The organism is Microbacterium sp. KR10-403 (assembly GCF_040196215.1).
GTDB lineage: Bacteria > Actinomycetota > Actinomycetes > Actinomycetales > Microbacteriaceae > Microbacterium.
The window spans coordinates 217,566-241,477 of sequence record NZ_JBEGDC010000004.1 but is presented as its reverse complement, the minus strand read 5'-3'; the positions used below and the strand labels follow the sequence as shown (position 1 = coordinate 241,477).

23 protein-coding genes are annotated in these 23,912 nt (G+C 67.2%); 16 read left to right on the top strand and 7 right to left on the bottom strand.

Going from position 1 to position 23,912, the window contains the following annotated elements:
* The first annotated feature begins 26 nt into the window (after window positions 1-26).
* From ABMQ42_RS10385 to ABMQ42_RS10370, 4 genes are all read left to right on the top strand, one after another.
* On the top strand, window positions 27-749 hold the full coding sequence (locus tag ABMQ42_RS10385) for an HAD family hydrolase (RefSeq protein ID WP_349722911.1): 723 nt from the start codon (window positions 27-29) through the stop codon (window positions 747-749).
* Window positions 750-864: 115 nt separating this feature from the next.
* Window positions 865-2,199 carry an alpha-hydroxy-acid oxidizing protein gene (locus ABMQ42_RS10380; protein WP_349722910.1) on the top strand — a complete coding sequence of 445 codons (1,335 nt, stop codon included), beginning with the start codon at window positions 865-867 and terminating at the stop codon, window positions 2,197-2,199.
* Between the two features lie 85 nt (window positions 2,200-2,284).
* Window positions 2,285-2,605, top strand: a complete 321-nt coding sequence (locus ABMQ42_RS10375; protein WP_349722909.1) for a nucleotide pyrophosphohydrolase — start codon at window positions 2,285-2,287, stop codon at window positions 2,603-2,605.
* Window positions 2,592-4,355: a DNA/RNA helicase domain-containing protein gene (locus ABMQ42_RS10370; protein WP_349722908.1), complete on the top strand. Its 1,764-nt coding sequence runs from the start codon at window positions 2,592-2,594 to the stop codon at window positions 4,353-4,355. Before ABMQ42_RS10375 ends, ABMQ42_RS10370 begins: the two co-directional genes overlap by 14 nt.
* Here ABMQ42_RS10370 and ABMQ42_RS10365 read toward each other — a convergent pair.
* Genes ABMQ42_RS10365 through ABMQ42_RS10350 form a run of 4 tightly spaced genes read right to left on the bottom strand, consistent with a single transcriptional unit; the run spans window position 4,343 to window position 11,325 of the window.
* A complete protein-coding gene (locus tag ABMQ42_RS10365; protein ID WP_349722907.1) occupies window positions 4,343-6,886 on the bottom strand; it encodes a DEAD/DEAH box helicase family protein in 2,544 nt (847 codons plus the stop codon). The two genes, ABMQ42_RS10370 and ABMQ42_RS10365, sit on opposite strands and share 13 nt — an antisense overlap.
* Entirely contained in the window at window positions 6,879-8,504 is a 1,626-nt protein-coding gene (locus ABMQ42_RS10360) for an Eco57I restriction-modification methylase domain-containing protein (RefSeq protein ID WP_349722906.1), read from the bottom strand. Before ABMQ42_RS10360 ends, ABMQ42_RS10365 begins: the two co-directional genes overlap by 8 nt.
* Window positions 8,501-10,708, bottom strand: a complete 2,208-nt coding sequence (locus ABMQ42_RS10355) for a GmrSD restriction endonuclease domain-containing protein (protein WP_349722905.1) — start codon at window positions 10,706-10,708, stop codon at window positions 8,501-8,503. The genes ABMQ42_RS10360 and ABMQ42_RS10355 overlap by 4 nt, the downstream gene beginning before the upstream one ends.
* Entirely contained in the window at window positions 10,705-11,325 is a 621-nt protein-coding gene (locus tag ABMQ42_RS10350) for an N-6 DNA methylase (RefSeq protein ID WP_349722904.1), read from the bottom strand. The genes ABMQ42_RS10355 and ABMQ42_RS10350 overlap by 4 nt, the downstream gene beginning before the upstream one ends.
* 93 nt (window positions 11,326-11,418) lie before the next feature.
* On the opposite strand from ABMQ42_RS10350, the gene ABMQ42_RS10345 reads away from it, so the two are divergent.
* The 6 genes from ABMQ42_RS10345 (at window position 11,419) to ABMQ42_RS10320 (ending at window position 17,233) form a co-directional block, all read left to right on the top strand.
* A complete protein-coding gene (locus tag ABMQ42_RS10345; RefSeq protein ID WP_349722903.1) occupies window positions 11,419-11,688 on the top strand; it encodes a helix-turn-helix domain-containing protein in 270 nt (89 codons plus the stop codon).
* Between the two features lie 48 nt (window positions 11,689-11,736).
* On the top strand, window positions 11,737-12,468 hold the full coding sequence (locus tag ABMQ42_RS10340; protein ID WP_349722902.1) for a type I restriction enzyme HsdR N-terminal domain-containing protein: 732 nt from the start codon (window positions 11,737-11,739) through the stop codon (window positions 12,466-12,468).
* 191 nt (window positions 12,469-12,659) lie between these two features.
* The gene (locus tag ABMQ42_RS10335) at window positions 12,660-13,070 is read left to right on the top strand and encodes a DUF4870 domain-containing protein (RefSeq protein WP_349722901.1); all 411 of its coding nucleotides are present in this window, start codon (window positions 12,660-12,662) and stop codon (window positions 13,068-13,070) included.
* A gap of 97 nt (window positions 13,071-13,167) precedes the next feature.
* Window positions 13,168-14,556 carry a glycine--tRNA ligase gene (locus ABMQ42_RS10330; RefSeq protein ID WP_349722900.1) on the top strand — a complete coding sequence of 463 codons (1,389 nt, stop codon included), beginning with the start codon at window positions 13,168-13,170 and terminating at the stop codon, window positions 14,554-14,556.
* 6 nt (window positions 14,557-14,562) lie between these two features.
* Window positions 14,563-15,393 carry an HAD-IIB family hydrolase gene (locus tag ABMQ42_RS10325; protein ID WP_349722899.1) on the top strand — a complete coding sequence of 277 codons (831 nt, stop codon included), beginning with the start codon at window positions 14,563-14,565 and terminating at the stop codon, window positions 15,391-15,393.
* Between the two features lie 325 nt (window positions 15,394-15,718).
* On the top strand, window positions 15,719-17,233 hold the full coding sequence (locus ABMQ42_RS10320; RefSeq protein WP_349722898.1) for a fatty acyl-CoA synthetase: 1,515 nt from the start codon (window positions 15,719-15,721) through the stop codon (window positions 17,231-17,233).
* Between the two features lie 339 nt (window positions 17,234-17,572).
* Here ABMQ42_RS10320 and ABMQ42_RS10315 read toward each other — a convergent pair whose 3' ends face one another.
* Both ABMQ42_RS10315 and ABMQ42_RS10310 read right to left on the bottom strand, forming a co-directional pair.
* Window positions 17,573-18,412 (bottom strand): universal stress protein, encoded by an 840-nt coding sequence (locus ABMQ42_RS10315; RefSeq protein ID WP_349722897.1) that lies wholly within the window; start codon window positions 18,410-18,412, stop codon window positions 17,573-17,575.
* A gap of 91 nt (window positions 18,413-18,503) precedes the next feature.
* Entirely contained in the window at window positions 18,504-19,082 is a 579-nt protein-coding gene (locus tag ABMQ42_RS10310; protein WP_349722896.1) for an HhH-GPD-type base excision DNA repair protein, read from the bottom strand.
* Between the two features lie 68 nt (window positions 19,083-19,150).
* On the opposite strand from ABMQ42_RS10310, the gene ABMQ42_RS10305 reads away from it, so the two are divergent.
* Window positions 19,151-19,375, top strand: a complete 225-nt coding sequence (locus ABMQ42_RS10305) for a FitA-like ribbon-helix-helix domain-containing protein (RefSeq protein ID WP_349722895.1) — start codon at window positions 19,151-19,153, stop codon at window positions 19,373-19,375.
* Window positions 19,372-19,755 carry a type II toxin-antitoxin system VapC family toxin gene (locus tag ABMQ42_RS10300; RefSeq protein ID WP_349722894.1) on the top strand — a complete coding sequence of 128 codons (384 nt, stop codon included), beginning with the start codon at window positions 19,372-19,374 and terminating at the stop codon, window positions 19,753-19,755. Before ABMQ42_RS10305 ends, ABMQ42_RS10300 begins: the two co-directional genes overlap by 4 nt.
* Before the next feature lie 148 nt (window positions 19,756-19,903).
* Here ABMQ42_RS10300 and ABMQ42_RS10295 read toward each other — a convergent pair whose 3' ends face one another.
* On the bottom strand, window positions 19,904-21,142 hold the full coding sequence (locus ABMQ42_RS10295) for a Fic family protein (RefSeq protein ID WP_349722893.1): 1,239 nt from the start codon (window positions 21,140-21,142) through the stop codon (window positions 19,904-19,906).
* Window positions 21,143-21,250: 108 nt separating this feature from the next.
* On the opposite strand from ABMQ42_RS10295, the gene ABMQ42_RS10290 reads away from it, so the two are divergent.
* From ABMQ42_RS10290 to ABMQ42_RS10275, 4 genes are all read left to right on the top strand, one after another.
* Entirely contained in the window at window positions 21,251-22,714 is a 1,464-nt protein-coding gene (locus ABMQ42_RS10290) for a protoporphyrinogen/coproporphyrinogen oxidase (protein ID WP_349722892.1), read from the top strand.
* A gap of 62 nt (window positions 22,715-22,776) precedes the next feature.
* Entirely contained in the window at window positions 22,777-23,139 is a 363-nt protein-coding gene (locus tag ABMQ42_RS10285; protein ID WP_349722891.1) for a hypothetical protein, read from the top strand.
* A 4-nt stretch (window positions 23,140-23,143) separates the two neighbouring features.
* Window positions 23,144-23,545: a phage holin family protein gene (locus ABMQ42_RS10280; RefSeq protein ID WP_349722890.1), complete on the top strand. Its 402-nt coding sequence runs from the start codon at window positions 23,144-23,146 to the stop codon at window positions 23,543-23,545.
* Complete coding sequence (locus ABMQ42_RS10275) at window positions 23,535-23,816, top strand: hypothetical protein (RefSeq protein ID WP_349722889.1); 282 nt, start codon at window positions 23,535-23,537, stop codon at window positions 23,814-23,816. Before ABMQ42_RS10280 ends, ABMQ42_RS10275 begins: the two co-directional genes overlap by 11 nt.
* Window positions 23,817-23,912: the final 96 nt, after the last annotated feature.

The following is a 23,912-nucleotide window of genomic DNA, read 5'->3' as shown; positions in this document are numbered from 1 at the left end:
AGACAGTGAGAAGGTGAGGATCGCAGATGCCTGAAGTGGCCGAGAAATCGAGGATGCCGCGCATGGTCATCCCGGAGGGAGTGCGCGGACAGGTGCGGGGAGCGCTCTTCGACTGCGACGGGCTGCTGGTCGCGACGGAGGACTTGTTCACGGTCGCCGAGACCGCGATCTTCGCCGATCGCGGGGTTGTGTTCACCCCGGAGCACAAGGCGCGCGTTCTCGGCCACCCGTTTCCTGAGGTGGGCAGGCGCATGGCGACGATGCTCGGCGTTCCGGGGCAGGGGGTGGCTCTTGCAGAGGAGCTTCTCGCGCGGATGGAGGTGCTGGTCGCAGAGCCGATGGCGCCCCTGCCGGGGGTCGTCGAGGTCCTGGCGTCGCTGCGGGGACGGGTACGGCGCGTCGTGGTCAGCAACAGCCCGCTTCGCCTTGTCGATGCGACCCTGCGGGCGGCCGGCTTGCATGAACAGTTCGACGCAGTGGTCACGGTCGAAGACGCAGAACGTGCCAAGCCGTTCCCTGATCTCTACCTGAGGGGGGCCGAGTTGGCGGGGGAAGAACCTGGCTGCTGCCTCGCGTTCGAGGACTCCGCCACGGGCGTCCAGGCGGCGCGTGCGGCGGGTATTCCCGTCATCGGAGTGCCCAAGCGCACCGGCCCGCATGCGAGCGCGGACATCGGTGCCGACTGGCACGTTCCGTCCCTGGACTCTCTTGCCGCCCGCGCTCTCATCGCGCAGCTCGTGCGCGCGTGATGCGGCGTTCCCGCAGCTGCGCTCGGCACTGCCCATCTGGATCGCCCAGCGGCTGGGGGCCGGCTCAGGCCAACGGCGGTGAGCAGCATCGCGGTCCGCGTCTAGGCTGACCCCCATGAGCAGCGTCGCCCCCGAAGACCCGGCGGCCGCCGTGCGCGGCATCGGCCGGCAGGTGCAGTCCGACATCTACCGCGCCGGCATCGGCGGGGCGAGGCCGGTCGTCCCGGTCGATCCCGCGCTGCTCGAGCGCGCCGCGCGCAAGGCCCTGAGCGCCGAGGCGTTCGCGTACGTCGCCGGGGGAGCGGGCTCTGAGCACACCATGGCCGCCAACCGGGCCGCGTTCGACCGGTGGCAGGTGTGGCCGCGGCCGCTGCACGACGTGTCCGAGCGTGACCTGTCCGTCGAGTTCCTCGGAGCCACGCGGCCGACGCCGCTGATCCTCGCGCCGCTGGGCGTCATGGAGATGGTGCACCGCGACGCCGACCTCGCCGTGGCGCGGGCCGCGGCATCCATCGGTCTTCCCTCCGTGCTGAGCAATCAGGCTTCCGTCGCGATGGAGCAGGTGGTGGATGCTGCGCCCGCCGGCCCCCGGATGTTCCAGCTCTACTGGTCGAGCTCTGACGAGCTGAACGCGTCTCTGCTGCACCGCGCCGAGCAGGCCGGCTGCGAGGCGATCGTCATCACGCTCGACACGCACCTGCTCGGCTGGCGCACGCGCGACCTCGACCTCGGATACCTTCCGTTCACCCGCGGGCTCGGCATCGCGCAGTACACGAGCGACCCGGTCTTCGCCGGGCTGGTGCGCGAGCGTGCGGCGTCGGGCGGGCCGACGTCGAGTGTGCGGATCACCCCGAAGACCATCGCCGCGGGGCTCTCGATCGCGCGCAAGGGGGCGCCGCTGACGGGCGCCGGACTGCGCGACAGCCTGCGCTCGCCGCTGCCGCGGGCGGCGGTCGAGACCTTCCTCGACGTGTTCTCGACCCCGGCGATCACGTGGGACGACATCGCCCGCGCCCGCGAATGGACGCGGCTGCCGATCATTCTGAAGGGCATCGTGCATCCCGACGATGCGATCAGGGCGTTGGATGCCGGAGCCGACGGCATCGGGATCTCCAATCACGGCGGCCGCCAGATCGACCGGTCGGTGCCCACGCTCGAGGTGCTGCCGACCATCGCCGACCGCATCGCGGGCCGGGTGCCGATCGTCTTCGACTCGGGCGTGCGCTCGGGTGCCGACGTCGCGATCGCACTGGCGCTGGGCGCGACCGTGGTGGCGCTCGGTCGGCCGTACGCCTACGGGCTGGCGGTCGCGGGGGAGGAGGGCGTGGCCGCCGTCGTGCGCCACGTGCTGGCTGAACTCGACATCACGCTCGGGCTCGCGGGTCTGACCGCGGTGGCCGACCTTGATCGCGGCGCGCTGCGCGAGGTGGTCGCCGGCTCCGGTCGTTGAGCGAGCGCAGCGAGGCGAAGCGCCGGTCGCAATCACGTGCCCATCGGCCCGCGCGGGCGACCTCGCTGCCTGGTACGGTCGCATCGTGGTGACGGAGAACGTGAGGCAGGCGCTTCGAGAGTTCGTCGCCGAGCGCGATTGGGCGCAGTTCCACTCGTCCGAGAACCTTGCGAAGAGCATCGCCATCGAGGCCGGCGAGCTGCTCGAATGCTTCCAATGGGAGCCGGATGCCGACACCGACCGCGTGCGCGAAGAGCTCGCCGACGTGCTGACCTACTGTCTTCTGCTCGCAGACCGGATCGGAGTGGATCCCGACACGATCGTGCTCGACAAGCTCGAGGTCACCCGACGCAAGTACCCCGTCGACAGAGCGCGAGGGCGGAGCACGAAGTATGACGCCCTTTAGCATCGAGCCCGTCGACTTCGACAGGGCCGCTGTCAAGGAATGGGCCGAGCTGAGCCCTCGCCATCGCAACTGGCCGGTCGTCTACGTCATCAACGGTCCCGGAAGCGGTGCCGGTGCCGTTTACGTCGGCGAGACGCTCAACGCCGCAGCCCGTATGAAGCAGCACCTCGACGGGCCGAAGAAACGCATGGGCCTGACCGATGTGCGCGTCGTCATCGACGACGAGTTCAACAAGTCGGCCTGCCTCGACCTCGAATCGCATCTGATCAGATGGTTCGCCGGGGACGGCATCCGCTCCGTCCTGAACGGCAACGAAGGCATCACCGACGCGCAGTACTACAACCGCGATCGGTATCGCTCGTCGTTCCGGGCGGTCTTCGACGCGCTGCACGCGCGGGGTCTGTTCACGCGATCGATCGCTCAGATCGAGAACTCGGATCTCTTCAAACTCTCTCCGTTCAAGGCGCTGACCGAGACGCAGGCGGTGGCCGTCGAGCAGATCCTCGAAGCGCTGCTGGCCGATCTCGAACGGCCGAGCGCATCGACGCGATCGGTGGTCGAAGGGCAACCCGGTACCGGCAAGACCGTCGTTGCGATCTACCTGATGAAGCTGATCGCCGACATTGGCGACAGCACCGACACCGACACCGATCCCGACGGGCGATTCGCCGAGTTCTTCGCCGAGGGCTATCGGCAGTTTCTCACGGGCATCCGGATGGGGCTGGTCATCCCTCAGCAATCTCTTCGCGAATCGGTCAAGCGGGTGTTCAAGAAGACGCCCAAGCTGCACGAGCGGATGGTCCTGTCGCCGTGGGAGGTTGCCGATGCGCGCGAGCGGTTCGACCTGCTCATCGTCGATGAGGCGCACCGTCTGAGCCAGAGGGCCAGCCAGGGGTCGGGTCCGATGAACACCCGATTCGCCACCGTCAACGAGCGTCTGTTCGGTGCGGACGACGTGAAGTACACGCAGCTCGACTGGATCTCCGAGCGAAGCCGGCATCAGGTGCTGTTGATGGATGCCGAGCAGAGCGTTCGCCCGGCGGACCTTCCGCTTGCGACGGTCAACGCGATCCTGCGCGAGGCCGCGCGTGAGCACAGGCGATTCGCGTTGCTGACCCAGATGCGTGTGAAGGTCGAGGCGGACTACGTCGGGTACATCCGGCGGCTGCTGTGTGGCGACGCCGTATCGGTGCCCGATCTCGGCGAGTACGACCTCCGCTTCTTCGATGACGTCGGCGCGATGCGACGCGAGATCCGAAGAATGGATGCTTCGCACGGTCTCGCGCGCATGGTCGCCGGTTACGCGTGGAAGTGGCGTTCGAAGAAGGACAAGGCCGCATTCGACATCGAACTCGACGGGGAGCGGATGCGCTGGAACAGCGTGCCCACCGACTGGATCAGCGCACCCGGGGCGATCGACGAGGTGGGCTCGATCCACACCGTGCAGGGGTACGACCTGAACTACGCCGGCGTCATCATCGGGCCCGACCTGCGCCGTGACCCGGCCGCGGGGCGGATCTTCGTCGACCGTGCGTCGTACATGGACCGCAAGGGCAAGGAGAACAACGGGTACACGAAGAAGACCTACTCCGACGATGATCTGCTGGTCTACATCCGCAACATCTACGGCGTCCTTCTCACCCGCGGCATCCGCGGCACGTTCGTGTACGTCTGCGATCCGGGGCTGCGGGAGTGGCTGCGCACGCGTCTGGCAGATCGACCGTCAGTCGTCGCGCCTCACGCCGACTGATCGACCGCGACGACCGTGTCATACAGCCCGTAGTGCGTGAGCCCGTCGTGCGAGTCGATACCGGTGTACGAAAGCGACGCGTCCTCGTACCGTCGGAAGGCGAACACGGCCTGGTTCATATGTCCCGCGTTGAAGACCCCGAGTGAGACCAGCAGGTTGAAGTCCTCGACCGAGAGTCCGGTCACGGCCTTGAAGAGATCAGGCTCGATCTTCGTGATGACGTCGTAGAGCGTGTTCTCGCGGTAGTCCGTGAGATACATGAACGCCGGGATCCGGGTCGCGAACTTGATCAGCTTCTCCTGGATCTGCTTGCGCTTGGACTTGTACTCCTTCTCTTCGGCCGAGAGCTCCTTCTTCTCGCCGGGTGTGAGGTCGTCGCCCTTCTCCTTCTTGGTCTTGCTGACCGCTTCGCTCTTGTTGACGACGGTCTCGAACACGTTCGAGCCGAGGGCGCGGAAGCCCTCGATGTTCATCACGGCTTCCATCGCCTCGGCCGAGCCCATGATCTTCATCAGCGTGAGGTTGTCGACGTTGACGAGCACCGCCGATTCCCACTTGCGCGCGAGCAGTGTGGCGGAGGTTCCCGACATCGCGATGTCGAGGATGCCCCCGGCATCCACCTGCGTCATGTTCGACCCGTCGTACGCGAGCACGGGCAGGAACTTGACCAACTCTTCGACGGCGTGCTCGGGGTTCGGCTCGTCGGGAGCGAGCCCGGTGCCGTATTCGCTGATCTGCCGCAGCGCTCGGGTCGGTGCGAAGTCGAAGACGAAGCAGACGGGCTTGAGGATGTCTTCGGCGTTCGGGTCATCGCCGTTCGGGTTGCGGATCACCCATGGCGACTGCACGCGGAACGCGGCCTGGAAGTACGACTCGGGCGCGCTGAGATTGCGCAGCATGAGAATCGATGACCACTGCGGCACCGTCACACCGGTGGTGAGCTTGCCGACCGTGAGGGTAATGGTCTTCGTGTCAAATCCGCTGCCGATGGCCTTGCGCACCGGCGGCAGGGCGTCGAGGCCGACGCCGACTTCGGGCGCTGAGACGTTCACGACCCGGTAGTCGCGCCAGAACGCGTTCTGCGGTTCGGCAAGCAGGTTCTTCATCGCCGCGCACGATGCGGTGCGCGGCAGCATCCAGATCGAATGCTGCAGGTAGGGGAGCAGGCGCGTGTCCGAATAGGGGAACGGCGGCCGCGTGCCGGCCTTCAGCTCGTCGACCTGCGTCGGCAGATACGCACCTCGGACGATGTCGAGCCATTTCTGCACGTCGTCCTTGTGCACGAACTCGGCGGCGGCGCCGTCGCCCTTCGCCTCGAAGAACGCATTCAGGTCGAACTCGTCGAACTCGCCCTGGTTCGCGATCGCGATCAGCTCATCGGGCATCCGGTAAGTCAGCAGCCGCATCTCGGGCAGCGCCGCATACGGGTTCGGCTCGCCCGGGTGATCGATGCCGTACTGCGCCTTCGCCCGCTGCTCGTCGGTGTAGGTCCAGTTGAAGATCTGCTCTTCGATGAACCGGCCCGTCGCGAGTGCCTTGAACGGCGTGCCCGACAGGTACAGGTACGCTCCCGCGCGGATCGGCACGAACGCGTCCTCATCGGCGTTCTGCACCTCGAGTTCGTCGGCGAAGGTCTCCTGCGCATCGCTGAACTCGAGCTTCATCTCCTTCTTGCGGGATGTCTCGTCTTCGCCCTCGAACAGTTCCTTCGCCGTGTCGCGCCAGGCGCCAAAGTGGTACTCGTCGAAGACCACAAGGTCCCACGAGACTTCGGTCAGCCACTTGTGCTTGGCCTTGAAGTTGCCGGCGGCGTCGCGGCCCAGCAGGTCTTGGAACGAGCCGAAAAAGACGAGTGGATGCTGCGCGTCGGCCTTGCTCGGATCGACTCCGGCCTTGTGCGACATGTAGGTCCAGCCGTCGAAGTCGACGTGCGATTCGAGGTCGGTCTTCCACGAGTCTTCGACGGCGGGCTTGAAGGTCACGACGAGGATGCGCTTCGACCCGAGCTTCTTGGCGAGCTGGTACGCGGTGAAGGTCTTACCGAAGCGCATCTTCGCGTTCCAGAGAAACTCGGGCACGGCATCGGAGTCTTCAGCCCATCGGGACTGGAAGTACCAGGCCGTCTTCTCGACCGCGTCTCGCTGTTCGTCGCGCATGGCGAAGTCGAGGTTGTGCGTGCCGGAGTAGGCCTTGTTCACGCGCAGCTCGGCGATCGCCGTGCGCACGTCTTCGACCGTGCACCGCATCCACTCGAGCGTCGTGTTCTCGAAGTGCTTCTCCTTCAGGCGGTTGCGCACCTGAAAGTCGGTGAACACGCTGCCGTCGGGCCGGTCGGCGGGTTCGTCGAGCACGATCTCGTAGTTCTCGATCGCCGCGGTCTTCAGCTGCTGCGCGACGCGGGCCTTCACATCCTGCGTCGTTTGCCCGACCTTCAGAAGGCCGGCATGCGCGTCGTCGTGGATCGCGTACGCGTAGATACGCGGGCGGCGCGTGTGCTTCTCGGGGAGAAGCTCATCGATGGGCTTAGGCATCGGAGGGCTCCGCGGAGCGTGTGCCCGATTCAAGCGGTCGGATGACCGACTCGATATATGCGATCTCGTCGTCGTTCAGGTCGTACATGTCGTACAAATCGGCGTCGGTCCACAGCCGATCCCATTTCTGCTGAGGGACCCACGAGTAAACCTTCGCCGCGGCGTCCTGAGTGATCTTGCGGAGCATCACGAGGAAACGGAAGAACTTGGTCAGGTAGTACGACTCAAAGCTCAGCGCTGCAGCCTCGTCTTCGAAAGCGGAGATGATGCGGTACGTACGGGTGCACACTTCTCCCGGCCCCGCCACGATAGGCCGGCCGAGCACGCGATCGGGGACTTGCTGGCTTCCATAACCCGCGGCTTTGGGGGCGAAGACTTTCCACTTGTCAACGAGCTCGATGCTCTTTGTGACTTGGTCTCGAGAGATGAAGCGCAATGCGCGCTTATGTCCCATGCCGCCGACGTTGACCTGGATGGCAATATCGCCTGGCTGATTCTCGATATGGAACTCGGAGAAGTTCGTGTCGAAGCCGAAGTCGCCGGAAAACATATCCCGGACTGGAGGTCCACCCTTCTTGAGAACCTTTTGCAGTATCTGTATTGCTTCGACGTCACGGACGAACACGTCGTACTCGTCGAGCGAGCGCTCCAGGGGCCCACTGACGTGTGAGCCACGTACCGTGGTCACCTGGGTCGATCCGGTGTGTGATTCATCTCGCAAGAAGTGGCACACTCCGCCTTTGACGCGAATACCGGTACCGAAGACATCGGAGGCATCGGGGTAGTCCACGAGGGACCGAATCTGTCTGTCGGTGAACATACGGTGGCGAAAGGAATCGAGGCCCTTGCCGCCCGCCATCCAACGGGAAGGGATGATCATGCTCAGGAATCGGGGCTCCAAGCGGATTGCCTGGTCTACGAACAGCTGATAGATCGGGCTCGCGCTCATCCCTTCGCCACCGTCGTCGAGCTGGTAGGGCGGATTCCCGATGATGACGTCGAACTGCACGTCGGCTCCAAACATGTGCGCGAGGCGCTTCTTGATGTCGGTGGTGTGGATGAAGGCATAGGCGTGAGTTTCGAGGTCACCCGACCGGTCGTAGGCCCGCTTGCTGGCCCCGCAGTACGCGCACTTGTCGCCTGCCCACGTGTGCTCGGTGCGCTCGAACCAGATGTTTCCCCAGTCGCGGTCGAACGACGTCGCGACCGAGTGCTCGCCAGTGGCATCCTTCGAGCAGTAGACGCTGCGTCGGGCGAGCAGTGCCGTCAGCCGGGTGATCCCGATGCCGTAGACCTGCTTCGTGAGGATGTGATCGACGCGCTTCCAGAGGTCAGGGATCTGCTCTGCCAGACCATTGGTGAGACGCCGCGTGATCTCGCGGAGGAAGACGCCCGACTTCGTGAAGGGGTCAAGGAACGTGACGTCAGGATCGCTCCAGATGCTCGCGCCATCGTGTGCGTCGGCCCAAGCCTCCGCCACGGTGTCGAGCATCTGATTCGCCAGCTCGGGTGGGGTGAAGACCTCATCATTTGAGAGGTTGGCGATGCAGGTCAGGACATCGGGGTTGTAGCCGCGGAGAGCGAAAGACGCCTTGCCGTCGACGACCGGAGTCGTCATGATTCCCCCTCGGGGGCGTCAGCAACGGCGGCAAGAGGCTCACGTCGTTCTGCAGCGTCAGCGTCCTCGTTCCCGTTGTCCGCCGACGCGACATCGTCTTCTCCGAGGCTCGCAAGATAGTCGTCGCGCACATCCGTGAGGCGACGGTCGGTCCCCGCCAGGCCCCAGAACCACCAGCCGTTCACGGCGCCTTTGCCCGTGTACACCCAGTTGGCTGCCGCCGACGGCGTGTCGAAGTGATGGTCGCCGACGTAGAGGCGACCGTCCTGCGCGACCACCGCCTCGGCTCCACGAGCGGCCTGCTGACGTGGGATGAGACGAGTGCCGGCGGACAACCACCCGGCGTCGACGAGTTGCGCGAGGTCGACCGTTGACCGCGTCACAGGAAGCGAGGCACGGGCCAGCAAGCCGACATGACCGGATGGCGCGGGCCAGACAACACAGATCTGCTTGATCATCTGCTCGGTACGCGTGACGATGGCTCGTTCGTCCCACGACCTGTCGCTTGTCAGGGCGAGGGAATCCTTCGTGATGAGGACGTCATCGGAGGCGAGGAAGTGCGCGCGCTTCTGCGCCCACGGACCGTTCGACACCCGGCTGTTCAGGGCCTGTGTGACGATCGTGAGGTTGCCGAGCTGCTGGATGCGGCGATCTCGCTCGCGCTCCCCATCGTCCGTGAGGTCTGCAGGCCAGTGCTTCCGCCACGACTGGGGCATGAGGTGCTCGATCGTGGCCTTGTGTCGCACGATCGGCCCCATCGCGAGCGGGTTCGCGCCGGGATAGCCTCGCTTCGCGTCCTCCAGCGCCTCGAGGACCATCCGCAAACGGCTCCGGCGGTAATTGTCGTAGACGTTCGTGTCAATGAGGGCTGCCCGCACCTCTTCGTCACCGGGCCAGTAGCCGACCGGTGTGTGGTTGGCCACGAGGAACGCGCGGGTCGCCTGACCGAGGGTCTCCTTCGGCTGACGGCTGAGGTGCTGCAGCAGGTCGACGAGGAAGCGGTTCGATCCTTGGGACGGCGCTTTCACGAGGGCGCGGCGTACGAACCAGCTTTCGAGCACTGCGAGAATCTGGTCTCGGTCCGTCTCCGGTATTCCCGCTTGCTCGGGCTCATGGAGCCAGATCAACAAGGGTCGGCTGATCTCGGAGTCGAGCGTGCCGACCCGATAACTGAAGAGCTGCGTCCTGGTGAGGGGGCCGATCGGGTTCGCCGACCCCTCGATGACGGATCGGTACCTGTCTGCGGCTGCCCGTATCTGGGGGAGCAGGACGGTGACGTCGTTCTCGACCGTGTTGACGTAGTGCTTGAACTGGGTGAACACCTCACGTATCGGAAAGTCGGTCAGCGTGCGTGCCACAAGCCACTGCCAAAGGAACAACGATGCACGCGGGTTCTTGATACGACCGGAGGTGACGTCGGTCTCCCACCATGGCGTCTCGAACTCGGCCCAGGAGGCGAGATAGGTGCGTTCGGCTTCGGCGGGATCGACGTGCTGGAAGATGAAGTTCTTGATGAGGTCGGCGGCGGACAGCGGCGTTCCGCGTGCGTTCAGGGTTTCGAAGATCGCCTGTGCGTCCTCATTTGCATCAAGCCTGATGCTGGCGATCTCCAGGCGCTCGATCACCGCGCCCACGAGCAGGGCGGCCTTCTGCTCGACCTCGCCGTCGTCCAGCCATTCGGCGATCGCCTCGGAGAAGAAGTGGTGGGCATCTCGCAACCGCGAGGCGGGCAAGCCGGCATAGTCGATCGGCGCGGGCGCAGACATGACGGCGTCGAACGCTTCACGATCTCGATTGGTTGGAGACAGCTTGAGGCGGTCCGCTGGAGCCTTCCGATAGCTCTTCGGATTCTCGACGAGCGGAAGCACCTGGTCGGCGAGGCCTTCAAGACCGCATTGATCGAGCACTGCGTGCAGCGCATCCAGCAGGAGTTGAAGGGTGGTGAGCCGCTGCTGACCGTCGATGACGTTCCACGTCGGAAGACCGCCGAGCGCGGCGGGCACCTGCTGGATGACGATCGCCCCTAGGAAGTGCGTCGCGGCAGGATTCGGACCTTCGATGACCTGAATGAGGCGGACGATGTCTTGCCACAGTGGCTCCCACTGCTCCTGCTGCGACCACACATACGGACGCTGGAAGAGGGGAACGGTCAGCCGAGTCGGGTTGTAGAAGATGTCTTTGGGCTGGACGACGTCGGTCTTCATGCGGCGATCTCCTGCACGGTCATGACCGGGTACGTCTCGACAGGCGTGAAAATCTCGTGCTCTTCGAAGTGCGCGAACAGTCCCTCAGAAGCGGCGGCCCGCTGGGTGAGGCTGTCGTAGCGGAAGTCTCGGCGCTGGTAGCGGCCGCGGCCGAGGTATCCCCACTCGGGGAAGACAATCGGCTGGCCCGCGGCATCCATCATCTTCAGGGCGTCACCCTGCACGATGTTCGCGGCGAGCACGGCATCAGCAGCGCGAAGCCACTGCTCTGTGGGTGAAAGAAACCGGGCGAAAGTACCCTTAAGGTTCTCGCGGCATTCGGCCGCATTGTCGGGCAGTAACTCGATGCCGTAGATGCACATGAGTGCGAAGAGGGCATAGTGCTGCTTCTCGAACTCGCTGCGGCCGTGCCGTTGTCGCACGGCATTGAGCTTGCGTTCGAGGACGGGGACGAGGAAGTTGCCCGACCCGCACGCAGGCTCAAGAAACCGGGAGTCGATGCGCTCCGTCTCGGACTTGACCAGATCGAGCATGTCATCGACCAGCCAGCGCGGAGTGAAGACCTCACCGTGATCAGCCACACGCTGGCGCGACTTCACGAGCTGTTCCTTGGGCACCCGTCGTTCCTCTCCACGCGCTGTTGTGGAGTGTACTAGTACCCGGGGACATGCACCCTGGCGCGATGAACCGGTGGCAAAGACCCTTGATGAGTGCCCCGAGTCGCCTCTGCTGCCGCCGAACACATCGGCGCCCAGATCATCGGGGCTCGAAGGCACCGCAAGATGACCCAGGACCAGCTGGCGGCGGCCACCGGTATCGACTCGTCGAACATCCGCAGCTACGAGGGCGGGCGTGCGACCCCCAGCATCCACACCCTCATCCGAATCGCGACCGCGCTCGATGTCGAGCCGGGCTCACTGCTCGACGGGCTCACCCTCGCGCACTTCAATGCCGGTAGCCGTACCCGAAACGCAAGTTGAGGCCGAGTCCGCTCGGCCGCGATACCCAACATGGAGTGAGGAAGATCAGTGAGCGAAACAGTCGCTGCGGCCAAGAAGACCGCCGGACCGAAGTGGGAAACAGACGCGAAGGATGACATCCGTTCGGCACTTCGTAAGTTCCAGAAGCCGCTTCAGGAACTCGTCCAGCGTGATGCGAATGAAGGCGACACCCGCCTGCTCGTCACCGATTTCCTGTGCGTTGCGCTGGGGTACGACAAGTACGAGGACCTGACGACCGAGTACGCCGTCAGGGGTGAGTTTGCTGACTACGGCGTCCGCATCGACAAGCAGCTCGTCGCGTTCATCGAGGTGAAGCGTGCCGCGCAACAACTGAACGCGCGTCATCTCCGCCAAGTCGAGACATACGCGGTCAAGGAAGGTCTCGAGTGGATCATCCTCACCAACGGGCAGACGTGGCAGGCGTACCACGTCACGGTCGTGGCGGGGCAGCAGGTGTCGACGACGCTCGCGCTCGACGTTGACCTTCTGGGCGAGGAGGCGCCGGCGAAGAAGATCGAGAAGCTGTTCCACCTGCATCGATCTGCCCTCAAGCGCGACACGATCAGCGAGTTGTGGAAGAAGCAGGCGGCCACCTCGCCGCAAGCGCTGGCTGACATCCTCCGAACGCCGGCTGTGCTCGACGCGGTTCGCAAGGAGATCCGTCGACAGAGCGGCTTCAATGCGGACGTCGAGGAACTCGGCCGGATCGTCCGAAGCGGCGTCATTCGACCCGAGCTCGTGATCGACGGCAAGAAGTAGTCGAGCGGCCGCCGCGCGAGCTGAGGCCGGCGTCTTACCCCGGCGGTACCAACCTCGAAATCGGGGACTCCTGCCGAGACCGATGCCGTCGTCCCTGGTCTCGACAGGAACCCCCGGTCTCGGCGATCGTGGGGCTCGCACCGCATACCCACCCTGGCGCCGCCGTACAGGAAACCCTAAGATTAGGCGCCATGACGACTCCGCCGATTCCTCCGCAGCAACCGCCGGTGCCTCCCCAGCAGCCCCCGCAGGGCCCGTACGGTCAACCGCAGCAGCCGCTGAACCCCGCCGACGAGAAGCTGTGGGCCACGCTGATCCACATCGGCGGCATCTTCTTCGAGTTCATTCCCGCGCTGATCGGCTACCTCGTCCTCAAGGACCGCGGACCGTTCATCAACGCGCACGCGAAGGCGGCGCTGAACTTCCAGATCACGATGGCCATCGCGTTGATCGTCGGCATCATCACGTCGTTCATCATCATCGGAATCGTGATCATCTTCGCCGTCGCGATCGTGAACATCATCTTCTCGATCATCGCGGCGGTGAAGGCCAACCAGGGGCAGCTTTACACCTACCCGCTGTCCATCCCGTTCATCAAGTGAGGGCGACCGGGGCTCTCAGCCCCCGTCGATAGAATCGAGGATGCCGCTGCATGCGGCATCCTCTCTTCTTTCTCCCCTTGCGACCATTGGAGCCACCGTGGCCGAGCCTTCCCGTCTCGACAAAGTCATCGCCCTCGCCCGTCACCGCGGGTTCGTGTTCCAGGCCGGTGAGATCTACGGCGGCTCGCGTTCGGCATGGGACTACGGTCCCCTCGGCACCGAGCTGAAGGAGAACATCCGCCGGCAGTGGTGGCAGACGTTCGTGCGCGGCCGCGGCGACATGGTCGGCCTCGACTCGTCGGTCGTGCTGCCCAAGCGGGTGTGGGAGGCCTCGGGTCACCTCGCGACCTTCACCGACCCGCTCGTCGAGTGCCTGCAGTGCCACAAGCGCTTCCGCGCCGACACGCTCATCGAAGACTTCGAGGCGCGCAAGGGCCGTAAGGCCGAGAACGGCCTGGCCGACATCCCGTGCCCGAACTGCGGTACGAAGGGCAAGTACACCGAGCCGCGCGAGTTCTCGGGCCTCATGAAGACGTACCTCGGCGTCGTCGAAGACGAGTCGGGCCTGAACTACCTGCGTCCCGAGACCGCGCAGGGCATCTTCATCAACTTCGCCAACGTCGTGCAGGCCTCGCGCAAGAAGCCGCCGTTCGGCGTCGGTCAGGTCGGCAAGGCGTTCCGCAACGAGATCACGCCCGGCAACTTCATCTTCCGCACCCGCGAGTTCGAGCAGATGGAGATCGAGTACTTCGTGCCGCCGGCCGACGCACAGGAGTGGTTCGAGCACTGGGTCGAGGAGTGCTGGAACTGGTTCATCGACCTGGGGCTGGATGCCGACAACCTGCGCCGCCTCGACGTGCCTGAGGAAGACCGGGCCCACTACTCCGACGGCACCATCGACCTCGAGTACCGCTTCGGGTTCGCCGGCAAGGAGTGGGGCGAGCTCATGGGCGTCGCCAACCGCACCGACTTCGACCTCACCAACCACACCGAGGCGTCGGGCCAGTCGCTCAGCTACTTCGATCAGGCGTCGGGGCAGAAGTACATCCCGTACGTGATCGAGCCGTCGTTCGGCCTCACCCGCGCGATGATGGCGTTCCTCGTCGACGCGTACCGCGAAGAAGAGGCCCCCAACGCCAAGGGCGGCACCGACACCCGCACGGTGCTGGGACTCGACCCGCGCCTCGCGCCGGTCAAGGTCGCGGTGCTGCCGCTCTCGCGCAACGAGAAGCTCTCGCCGTTGGCTCGTCAGCTGGCCGACACGCTGCGCGGCCACGGCTGGAACACCGACTTCGACGACGCCGGCGCCATCGGCCGCCGCTACCGCCGGCAGGACGAGATCGGCACCCCGCTGTGCGTCACGGTCGACTTCGACTCGCTCGACGACGATGCGGTGACCGTGCGCGACCGCGACACCATGGCGCAGGAGCGTGTGCCGCTCGCGAGCATCGAGCAGTACCTGGCCGAGCGGCTGAAGGGCGCGTAGCCGGGAGTGGATGCCGCGGCCGCCCTCTACGTCAGCGACCTCGACTTCACGCTGCTGCGCAGCGACGCGACGCTGAGCGCGCGCACCGTCTCCGTCATCAACGGTCTCATCGCCGCCGGCGTGCCGTTCACCTACGCGACGGCCCGGTCGTACCTCTCGTCGCGGCGCGCGACCGCCGCGCTCGACCTCGCCCTGCCGGTCGTCACGTACGGCGGCACGGTGATCGCCGATCCGCACGACGGCGCGCCGCTGCACGTCGAAGGGATGCCGGGCGTCGTCGTGTCGGCGATCCTCGACGCGGCGATCGACGCGGGGCTCGAACCCATCGTCTACGCGATGGAAGGCGGACGCGACCGGGTGCGCTGGCATGAGGGCTCGGTGTCGAGCGGGGTCCGTTGGTACGTCGCGCACCGCGAGGGCGACCCGCGGCTGGCGCCGCTGCGCGCGTGGAACGATGTGGACCCGGCATCCATCTTCTACATCACCCTGATCGGCACGCGCGAGCGGCTCGAAGCGCTGCGCGACGGGCTGGGCGGGGCGCTCGCCGAGTGTGCGCACTTTCTCTCCCTCGACGGATACATGAACGAGCACTGGCTCGAGATCCATGCGGGCAGTGGCACCAAAGCGCAGGCCGTGCGGCGCCTCGCGGGCTCGCTGGGCGCGGAGCGTGTCGTCGCCTTCGGCGACAACCACAACGACAGGCCCCTGTTCGAGGTCGCCGACGAGACCTGCGCGGTCGCGAACGCGGTGCCCGAGCTGCGGGCGCTCGCGACGCACGTGATCGGCGCAAACGACGCCGATGGCGTCGCGGAATGGCTTGCCGCGCGCTTCGCTTGACGGCGCGGGGTGAGGACGCGGGCCTTCGTGAAGTGCGACGGCTCGGTTAGCCGGCGTTCGGCAGTCACTTTCGGCAGGGTCCGATCCGCGATGGTTGCAGCTGTTGACTGCTGAACAGGGGGCGCCCGTTTCGGCAGTCAGTTTCGGCAGCCGGCCGAGCGCGGGGCCTGCCGAAACTGACTGCCGAACATGAGCGGGGTGGATGCCGCGGCCCGCGGCATCCCGCACCGCCGAACACCGCGGCATCCCGCACCGCCGAACCCCGCCCCGCCCGCGGCCCGGATCCCGGCGCGACCCACCTCGGCCGCGCCATTAGGCTTCAGGCATGAATCCCCGCGCCGACAGCGTCGACGGCGTCCTCCGCCGCAGCGCCGCACGTACCCCCGACCGCACCGCCCTGACCTTCGAGGACCGGGCCTGGACCTACCGCGAGCTCGACGATGCCGTCTCGCGCACGGCCGCCTGGCTGCAGGTCAAGGGTGCGGCGACCGGCGATCGCATCGCCGCGTACGGCACGAACTCCGACGCGTACCTGATCGCGTTCCTCGCGTGCGCGCGGGCGGGGCTCGTGCATGTGCCGATCAACTACGCGCTGCGCGGCGGCGAGCTGCAGTACCTGCTCGAGACGGCGGGCGCGCGGCTGGTGCTCGTGGATCCGGCGCTGGCCGAGGCATCCGCCCCCGTCTGCGCGGCACTCGGCATCGACGATGTCGTCCCGCTGCGCGGCGGTCCCGGGTCGCTGCTCGAGGCTGCGACCGACGGACCTGTTCCGGCCTTCGTCGACGAGACCGACGGCACCGAGCTCGTGCAGCTGTTGTTCACGTCGGGCACGACGTCCAAGCCCAAGGGCGCCATGATGAGCCACGGCGCGCTCGTGAGCGAGTACGTCTCGTGCGTCATCGCGCTCGACCTCGCCGCCGACGACAAGCCGCTCGTGTGCATGCCGCTGTACCACTCGGCCGCGATGCACGTGTTCATGATGCCGTACCTGTCGATCGGCGCGACGGTCACCCTGCTGGGGGCACCGGTCGTGCCCGAGATCCTCGAGCGGGTCGAGTCCGAGCGCATCGGGTCGCTGTTCCTCGCGCCCACCGTGTGGGTGCCGCTGGCGAACCACCCCGACCTCGAGACCCGCGACCTCTCGTCGCTGACGAAGGCGCAGTACGGGGCATCCATCATGCCGGTCACGGTGCTGCAGCGGCTGCGCGGGCGCTACCCCGACCTCGCGTTCTACAACTGCTTCGGGCAGTCCGAAGTCGCGCCGTTGGCGACCGTACTGCGACCCGAGGAGCACGAAGAGCGACCCGCCTCGTGCGGACGTCCGGTGTTCTTCGTGGAGGCGCGGGTGGTGGATGCCGCGGGCGACGATGTGCCCGACGGCGAACCCGGCGAGGTGCTGTACCGCTCGCCGCAGCTGTGCGACGGGTACTGGAACGACCCGGAGGCGTCGGCCGAGGCGTTCCGTGACGGATGGTTCCACTCCGGCGACCTCGTTACGCGCGACGCCGAAGGCTTCATCACGGTCGTCGATCGCATCAAGGACGTGATCAACACCGGCGGCATCCTGGTCGCGTCGCGCGAGGTCGAAGACGCTCTCTACACGCACGATGCCGTCGCCGAGGTCGCGGTGGTGGGCATGCCCGACGAGCGCTGGATCGAGGCGATCACCGCGTTCGTCGTGCGCCGCGATGGCGTCGAGGTCACGCCGGACGAGCTGATCGCCCATGTGAAGGGTCTGCTCGCGCCGTTCAAGGTGCCCAAGCGTGTCGATTTCATCGACGAGCTGCCGCGCAACCAGAGCGGCAAGCTGCTCAAGCGCGAGCTGCGGGCGCGGGGCTGACCCGCGCGCGGCGCATCGGGACAGGGCGGCGTCCGAGACGTACCCGGCGACGCACCGGCAGGATGTGCTCGAATACCGTATTGAACTTCCCGTTCACACAGGCTCGGCGGCACGGGCTGAACTCGCGGAGTGGTCGTGATTCCGTGCCGGGGCGGTGGGGCGTGCGATTCTGCATCCACACTGCTGTGTGAGCGGGAAGTTCAATACGTTGTGAGGACCGTGCCCGACCGGCAATCTAGACCCTGCCGCGGGCTCGACTCCGGCGGCGGCGCTCGACCAGGCCGCGGCCCGCGCCCGCGGGCGCCGGTCCCGGTCCCGGTCCCGCGGCATCCCCTCCGATCAACGCACGATCGCGGTGACGGTCCCGAGCCGAGCCAAGACCTCGTGGCTGATCGAGCCGAGCAGCAGCCGGGCGAACGCGCCGCGGCCGTGGCTGCCGACGACGGCCAGGCGCGCGTCCTGCGCGAGCTCGGTGATGATTGTCGACGGATACCCGCACTCCACGCGCTCGACGATCTCGAGCTCGGGGTATTCCTCGCGCACGGCCGCGAGTGCGCCGCGAAGGATCTCGGCGGTCACTCCCTGCATGTCGTCGAGGTAGGGCTCCGGGTAGCCGCTGAGCGGACCGGGGATCGGCATCGGGGTCCAGACGCTGAGCGCCGTCAGCGATTCGCCGAGGCGCACGGCCTCGGTCGCCGCAAACCGCACGGCCGCAGCCGACACCTCCGACCCGTCGGTGCCGACGAGCACGCCGGTGCGACCCGAGACGTCGAAGTCGGGCACGACCACGACCGGGCATTTCGCCGCGGCGCTGATGCGGATGCCGTGCGCCCCGCGCACCGACCCCGAACCCGGGCCCTTCGAGTCACTGCCGATCACCAGCAGCGTCGCGCCCTCCGATGCATCGACCAGCACCGCGACCGGATTGCCGCGGTCGACGCGGGTCGTGACATCCACCCCTGCGTCCTTCAGTCGTGCGGCGTGCGTGTCGAGCATCTGCTGTGCGGCGTCGCCGGCGGTCTGGGCCAGACTGTCTTCGCCGACCGCGCCCACCGCCCCGCCGACGACGGTGACGAGCTCGACGCTCTGTCCGAGTGCCTTCGCGTGCTGCTCCGCCCAGGTGACGACCCGCTCCGACACGGGTGCGGCGGAAAGCCCGACCACGATCTTCTCGCTCATGACCTCGACCTCCTTGTGCCCAGGCTAGGGCACGGCGGGGGCCGGGCGGGAGGGGGATGCCGTGACTATTCGCGCGCCCGTCGTCCGCTGGTCACTTCTGCTTCGCCGCGCGTGCCGCGGCCTTCATCTCGCGCTTGAACTCGCGCACCCGAGCGAGGGTCTCCGGGCTCGTGATGTCGGCGATGCTGCGCAGCGTGCCCTCGTCGCCGTAGGGGGCGGATGCCGCGCGCCAGCCGTCGCCGTCGAAACCGCACTGCTTGCCGAGGAGCGCGAGGAAGATCTTCGCCTTCATCTCGCCGTAGCCGGGCAGCGCCCTCAGCCGCTTGAGCACCGTCGCCCCGTCGGGATCGCCCTGCGTCCAGATGGCGCTCGCGTCGCCGCCCCAGTCGTCGACGACGGCGCGGCACAGCTCCTGCACCCGGCCTGCCATCGATCCCGGGTACCGGTGGACGGCCGGAGTCTGACGGAACAGCGCGACGAGCTCTTCGGGGTCGAAGGAGGCGAGGGTCGCGGCATCCACCGATCCCACCCGCTGCTCGATCTTCAGCGGCCCCGTGAACGCCGTCTCCATCGCGATCTGCTGGTCGAGCAGCATCCCGATCATCAGGGCCAGCGGGTTGCGCGTGAGCAGATCGTCGGCCGCGTCGTCGGCGGTGAGGTGAAGGGCCATGCGTCCAGTGTGACACTCGTGTGTCGGCAAGGAGTGCATGCAATAAGCATGTGAAGTATGCTTGATGCATGACCACGATCCAGGTGCGTAACGTCTCGGAGGAGACCAGTCGGGCCCTCAAGGCGAAGGCTGCGCTGGAGGGACGTTCGCTGAGCGACTTCCTGCTCCGCGAACTCGATCGCATCGCCACGCGCCCGAGCCGCGCCGAGCTGCTGGAACGCATCGAGCGCCGCGCGGTCGCCACGCTCGAGCCGGCATCCCAGGTGCTGGCGGAGCAGCGGCCGAATCGATGACCCTCGTCGTCGACGCATCCGCGGTCGCCGAGATCCTGTTCGGGACCGAGGCCGGTCGTCGCGCCGCCGCGTTACTCGACGGGCATGAACTCCTCGCGCCTCAGCATCTCACCGCTGAAGTCGCGTCAGTGATCCGTGGGTGGTCGCTCAGTGGGCAGATCACGGATGAGCACGCTCTGCGTGCGTTCATTGAATTCGAGGCACTTGGGGTGGAGCAGATTCCGATGATGTCTCTGCTTCCCTCCGTGTACTCCCTGCGGCACAACATCAGCGCCTACGACGCGATGTATGTCGTCCTTGCCCGAGCCGTGCCGTGTCAGCTGCTCACACTCGACGCTCGCTTGGCGGCTGCCGCGTCAGATTGCGCATTGCTGCCGTAGTCTCCGGCGGCATGCGGTCTGCGAACCAGCGCAGGTCGTGACTCAGGAGGGTGAGAACACCAAGATCACGTTCGCGAGGTGGCCACGCCGTGGCCACTCCCCACGTCGCCGGGGCTCATTGGCCGGCTCGGCGATGACCGCACGCAGGTCACCGAATCGACATCCGGCGGATCTCGGCCGCGTAGGCATCGAGGACCGCGAAGATGCCGCGATGCTGCCAGACCCGTCCGCGCGAGTTACCCGTGGTCTCCACGAGGACCTCTCGCTCGGTGAGTGCGTCGAGTGCGCGAAGCGCCGCCATCTCGCCGAGGCCGAGCGCGGTCATGAGGTACTTCGTGTTCACGGCGGGTTGGCCGACCAGCGCGGGCAGCACCTTCCATGCTGCGGCATCCGCCCGGATGCCCTTCATCCTCGCGCGGGAGTCCTCAAGCTCGTTGGCCAGGTCATCGACGAGCCGGCCGCCGCTCTTCGCCGCGATCCGGCTCGCCATTGCGAACTGGCGAACGATGGGGCCGGCGTCGCCGTCACGGAAGGCGCCGAGGGCGGCGAAGTAGTTGTCGACGTCGACGAGCAGCCCCGCGGAGATGGGCACCGCGGTGGAGTCGACAAGGCCCTTGCTGCGGAGGATGGACTGCGCCAGCGCCCGGCCGGTGCGGCCGTTGCCATCGACGAACGGGTGGATGGTCTCGAATTGGGCATGTGCGACGGCGACCTGCACGAGCACGGACACGTCCTCGCGCCGCGCGAAGGCGACGAGGTCCTGGATCGCGCCGGGGATGCGGTCATGATGCGGTGCCACGAACTCCGCCAGGCGCGGACCGGCGTTCCCGGTCCCGATCCACACCTGCTCGCGGCGGTACTTCCCTGCCTCGTGCTCGAGACCGGGCTGGTGGCTCAGCAGCGCCCGGTGCATCGACAGGATCGCGGTCTCGCTGATGTCATCGGCAAGTGCGAGAGCCGCCTCCATGGCACGGACGTTGCCGATGACGGTGAGTGCGTTCTGCTTGTCGCCCTCGTCGATCTCGGCGAGGGCGAGCTGCTTCGCCGACGCTGTCAGGTGCTCGATCTGCGACGACGACGCCGACTCGGTGCGCAGCAGGATCGCGGTCATCGGCCCGAGGGCCGGGCTCCCGGTGCCGAGGGTGCGCTGCGCGTGCTGGTCGAACGCGACCAGCTGCCGGGTCGCGTCCTCCACGTCAGCGGCGTCCTCACCGGAGATGCGCGGCTCCCAGTCGGCGATCGTCGCCGTGACCGCCGCCTCGTACGCACCCGTCTGACGCAGCACCTCCGCACGCGAGTACATCTCGGGGACGCGCGGACGCCAGTCGAAGCTCTCGTGCGCGATCGCGTCGATCGGGATCCGCGTGTCGACGGGAGGTGTGGACATGCGTCCATTCTACTAACGGCTAGATATATAAGTGTTGGTAAAAGCTGACTTGAGCACGGGCGCGGCCCCGTCCAGGCGGCGCCGAATCGGGAATGGGACAATGAGCGGGTGGCCCCCGCAGATCACGAACCCGTCCCGCTCGGCGAGCTCGCCGGGCACGCAGCCGCCGTCCGCATCGCGGTGATCGGGGGAGGTGTCGCGGGCCTGGTGGCGGCGCTCGAGTGTGCGAAGGTCGGCACGCAGGTCACCGTCTTCGAGGCCGCCGATGCCCTCGGCGGCACCGCGCACACGGTCGAGCTCGACTCGCTGCCCGTCGACCTGGGCGTCGACAGCGTCACGCCTGCGCTCGACGACCGGCTGCGCGATCTGGGGCTTTCCGATGCGCTGGTCGTGCCCGACACCGAGACCCGCTGGGTCGCGGGTGTACCGGGGGTGGATGCCGCGCCCCTGCCCGACGACGCGGTGCTGGGCATTCCCGAGAACATGTTCTCGGATGCGTGCCGGCGCATCCTCGGCACCGGCGGCTCGTGGCGTGCGTACGCCGACCGGCTGCGGCCGCCGCTGACGATCGGGCATGAGCAGGACCTCGCCAAGCTCGTGCGCACGCGTATGGGGCAGAAGGTGCTTGACCGGCTCGTCGCCCCGCTGACCGCCGGAGTGTTCGGCACGACGCCCGACCGCATCGACGTCGACATCGCCGCACCCGGACTCAACGCCGCGCTGACCCGCACCGGTTCGCTGTCGGGCGCCGTGGCCACCGTGCGCAGCGAGGGTCCGCACGTGCGCGGACTCGTCGGCGGCGTCGGCCGGCTCGTCGACGCGCTGGCGCAGCGGCTCGAACAGCTCGACGCCGATGTGCGCACCGGCGCGTCCGTCACCGCGCTCGAACGCACCGGCCGCGCGTGGGCGGTCGTCACCGCCGACATCGAGCTCGACGCGAGTGACGAGGCGCCCGGCCCCGAGACGTTCGACGCCGTCATCGTCGCGTGCGACGAGGTCGCCGCTCGTCGGCTGCTCGCCCCCGTCGCGCCGGAGCTGTCACCGGCGGGGGATGCCGCGGCCGCCGTCGAGACGGTCGCCCTGGTCGTCGACGCACCCGAGCTGGACGGCCGCCCGCGCGGCGCCGAGGTTGTGACCGTTCCCGGCACGCATCGCGCGCGCAGCGCGCTGCACCTGACCGCGAAGTGGGGCTGGCTCGCGCACCGCGCGGGCGCCGGCCGCCACGTGGTGCGGCTGAGCTTCGACGCCGCTTCTCTCGCCGGGCTGAGCGACGCCGATGTCTTCGCGCTGGCGCGGGACGAGGCATCCACTCTCTTCGGCGTCACCCTCGACGAGGGGAAGGTGCGCGCGGCGCATCGCGAGCGCTTCGTCCCCGCGCCCCCGCGCGCGCGACGCGGTCGCGTCGCCGAGGCCGAACGTGCGCGCCGCGCGATCGAGGCCGTGCCGCAGCTCGCCGCCACGGGAGCGTGGCTGGCCGGCAGCGGGCTGGCGCAGGTGATTCCGGATGCCGTGGCCACCGCCGATCGGCTGCGCCGGAGGGCGCTGTTCGGCGGCGACGATGCGTCTGCATGAGTGGATGCCGGAAATGGCATACAGCGTTACCCTGGGGTGAGGCAACGAGGTGAGGAGACCGGATGAGGGGCAAAGTCGGGCTGGTGATCGGACTCGCCGCGGGGTACGTCCTGGGGACGCGCGCCGGCCGTGAGCGCTACGAGCAGATCAAGGAGCAGGCTCAGAAGGTCTGGAACCTCCCCCCGGTGCAGAAGCAGGTCGACAAGGCCAAGGACTTCGGCAAGTCCGCGGCCATGGCGCTGCCCAACGCACTGTGGAACGGCACGGTCAAGGTCGTGAAGGCGGCCTCCGAGCGGGGCACGGCGGGTGAACGACTGGATGCCGCGGTGAAGGCCGGCAAGGATTCGGCCGATGACATCGCGGCCGCTGCCGAGACGGCGGCGGACGAGGTCAAGGACGCCCTCCGCGACCGCGACGGGAGCTGAACCCATGCCGCGCTTCCGTGATCGCGCCGACGACGGGTTCCTCACCCTGATCGGCGAGCTGCCCGAGCTGATCCGCAATCTGATCGTCGCCGAGATCGACGCGGCCAAGACGTGGGTGCGTCGTGCGGCGAAGGATGCCGGGTTCGGCGCCGGGTGGATGGTCGTCGCCCTCTTCTTCCTGTTCTGGGCGATCCCGTCGCTCGGCGCGTTCTTCATCGCGGGCCTCTCGTCGTGGTGGCCGGTCTGGCTGTCGGCGCTCGTGGTCTTCGGGATCATGCTCGTGATCGCCGTGGTGTTCGCGCTGCTCGGCATCCTGCGCTTCCGCAAGCTCACTCAGCGCGAGAACCCCGGCAAGGCCGTGGCCGAAGACGTGAAGATCGTGAAGGATGTCGCCGATGAGTTCTGAGAGCAGCCTGCCGCGCACGGTCGTCGACCTCGACGTCGATGACCCGGTGCTCAAGGCCCGCGCCGAGCTGAAGGCGGCGCTGGCGGCCATCGAAGAGAAGGCCAACGTGCCCAAGCGGGTGGCCCGCGCGACCGAGCGCGGCACCGCCAAGGCCCGCGTGTTCGCACGGAAGAACCCCGCGCTCGCCGCTGCCGCCGTGATCGGTGTGGCCACCGCCGTCGGGCTCATCGTCTGGGGTGCCGTCTCGCTGTACACGCGTCCGGGGCGCTGACGCAGCATCCACCCCTCACACGCTGCTTTTGACAGCGCGGGGTATGCTCGGAAGTCAGGCAGTGGCAATGGTGCGAGTGCTGCCGACGGCGCGGAC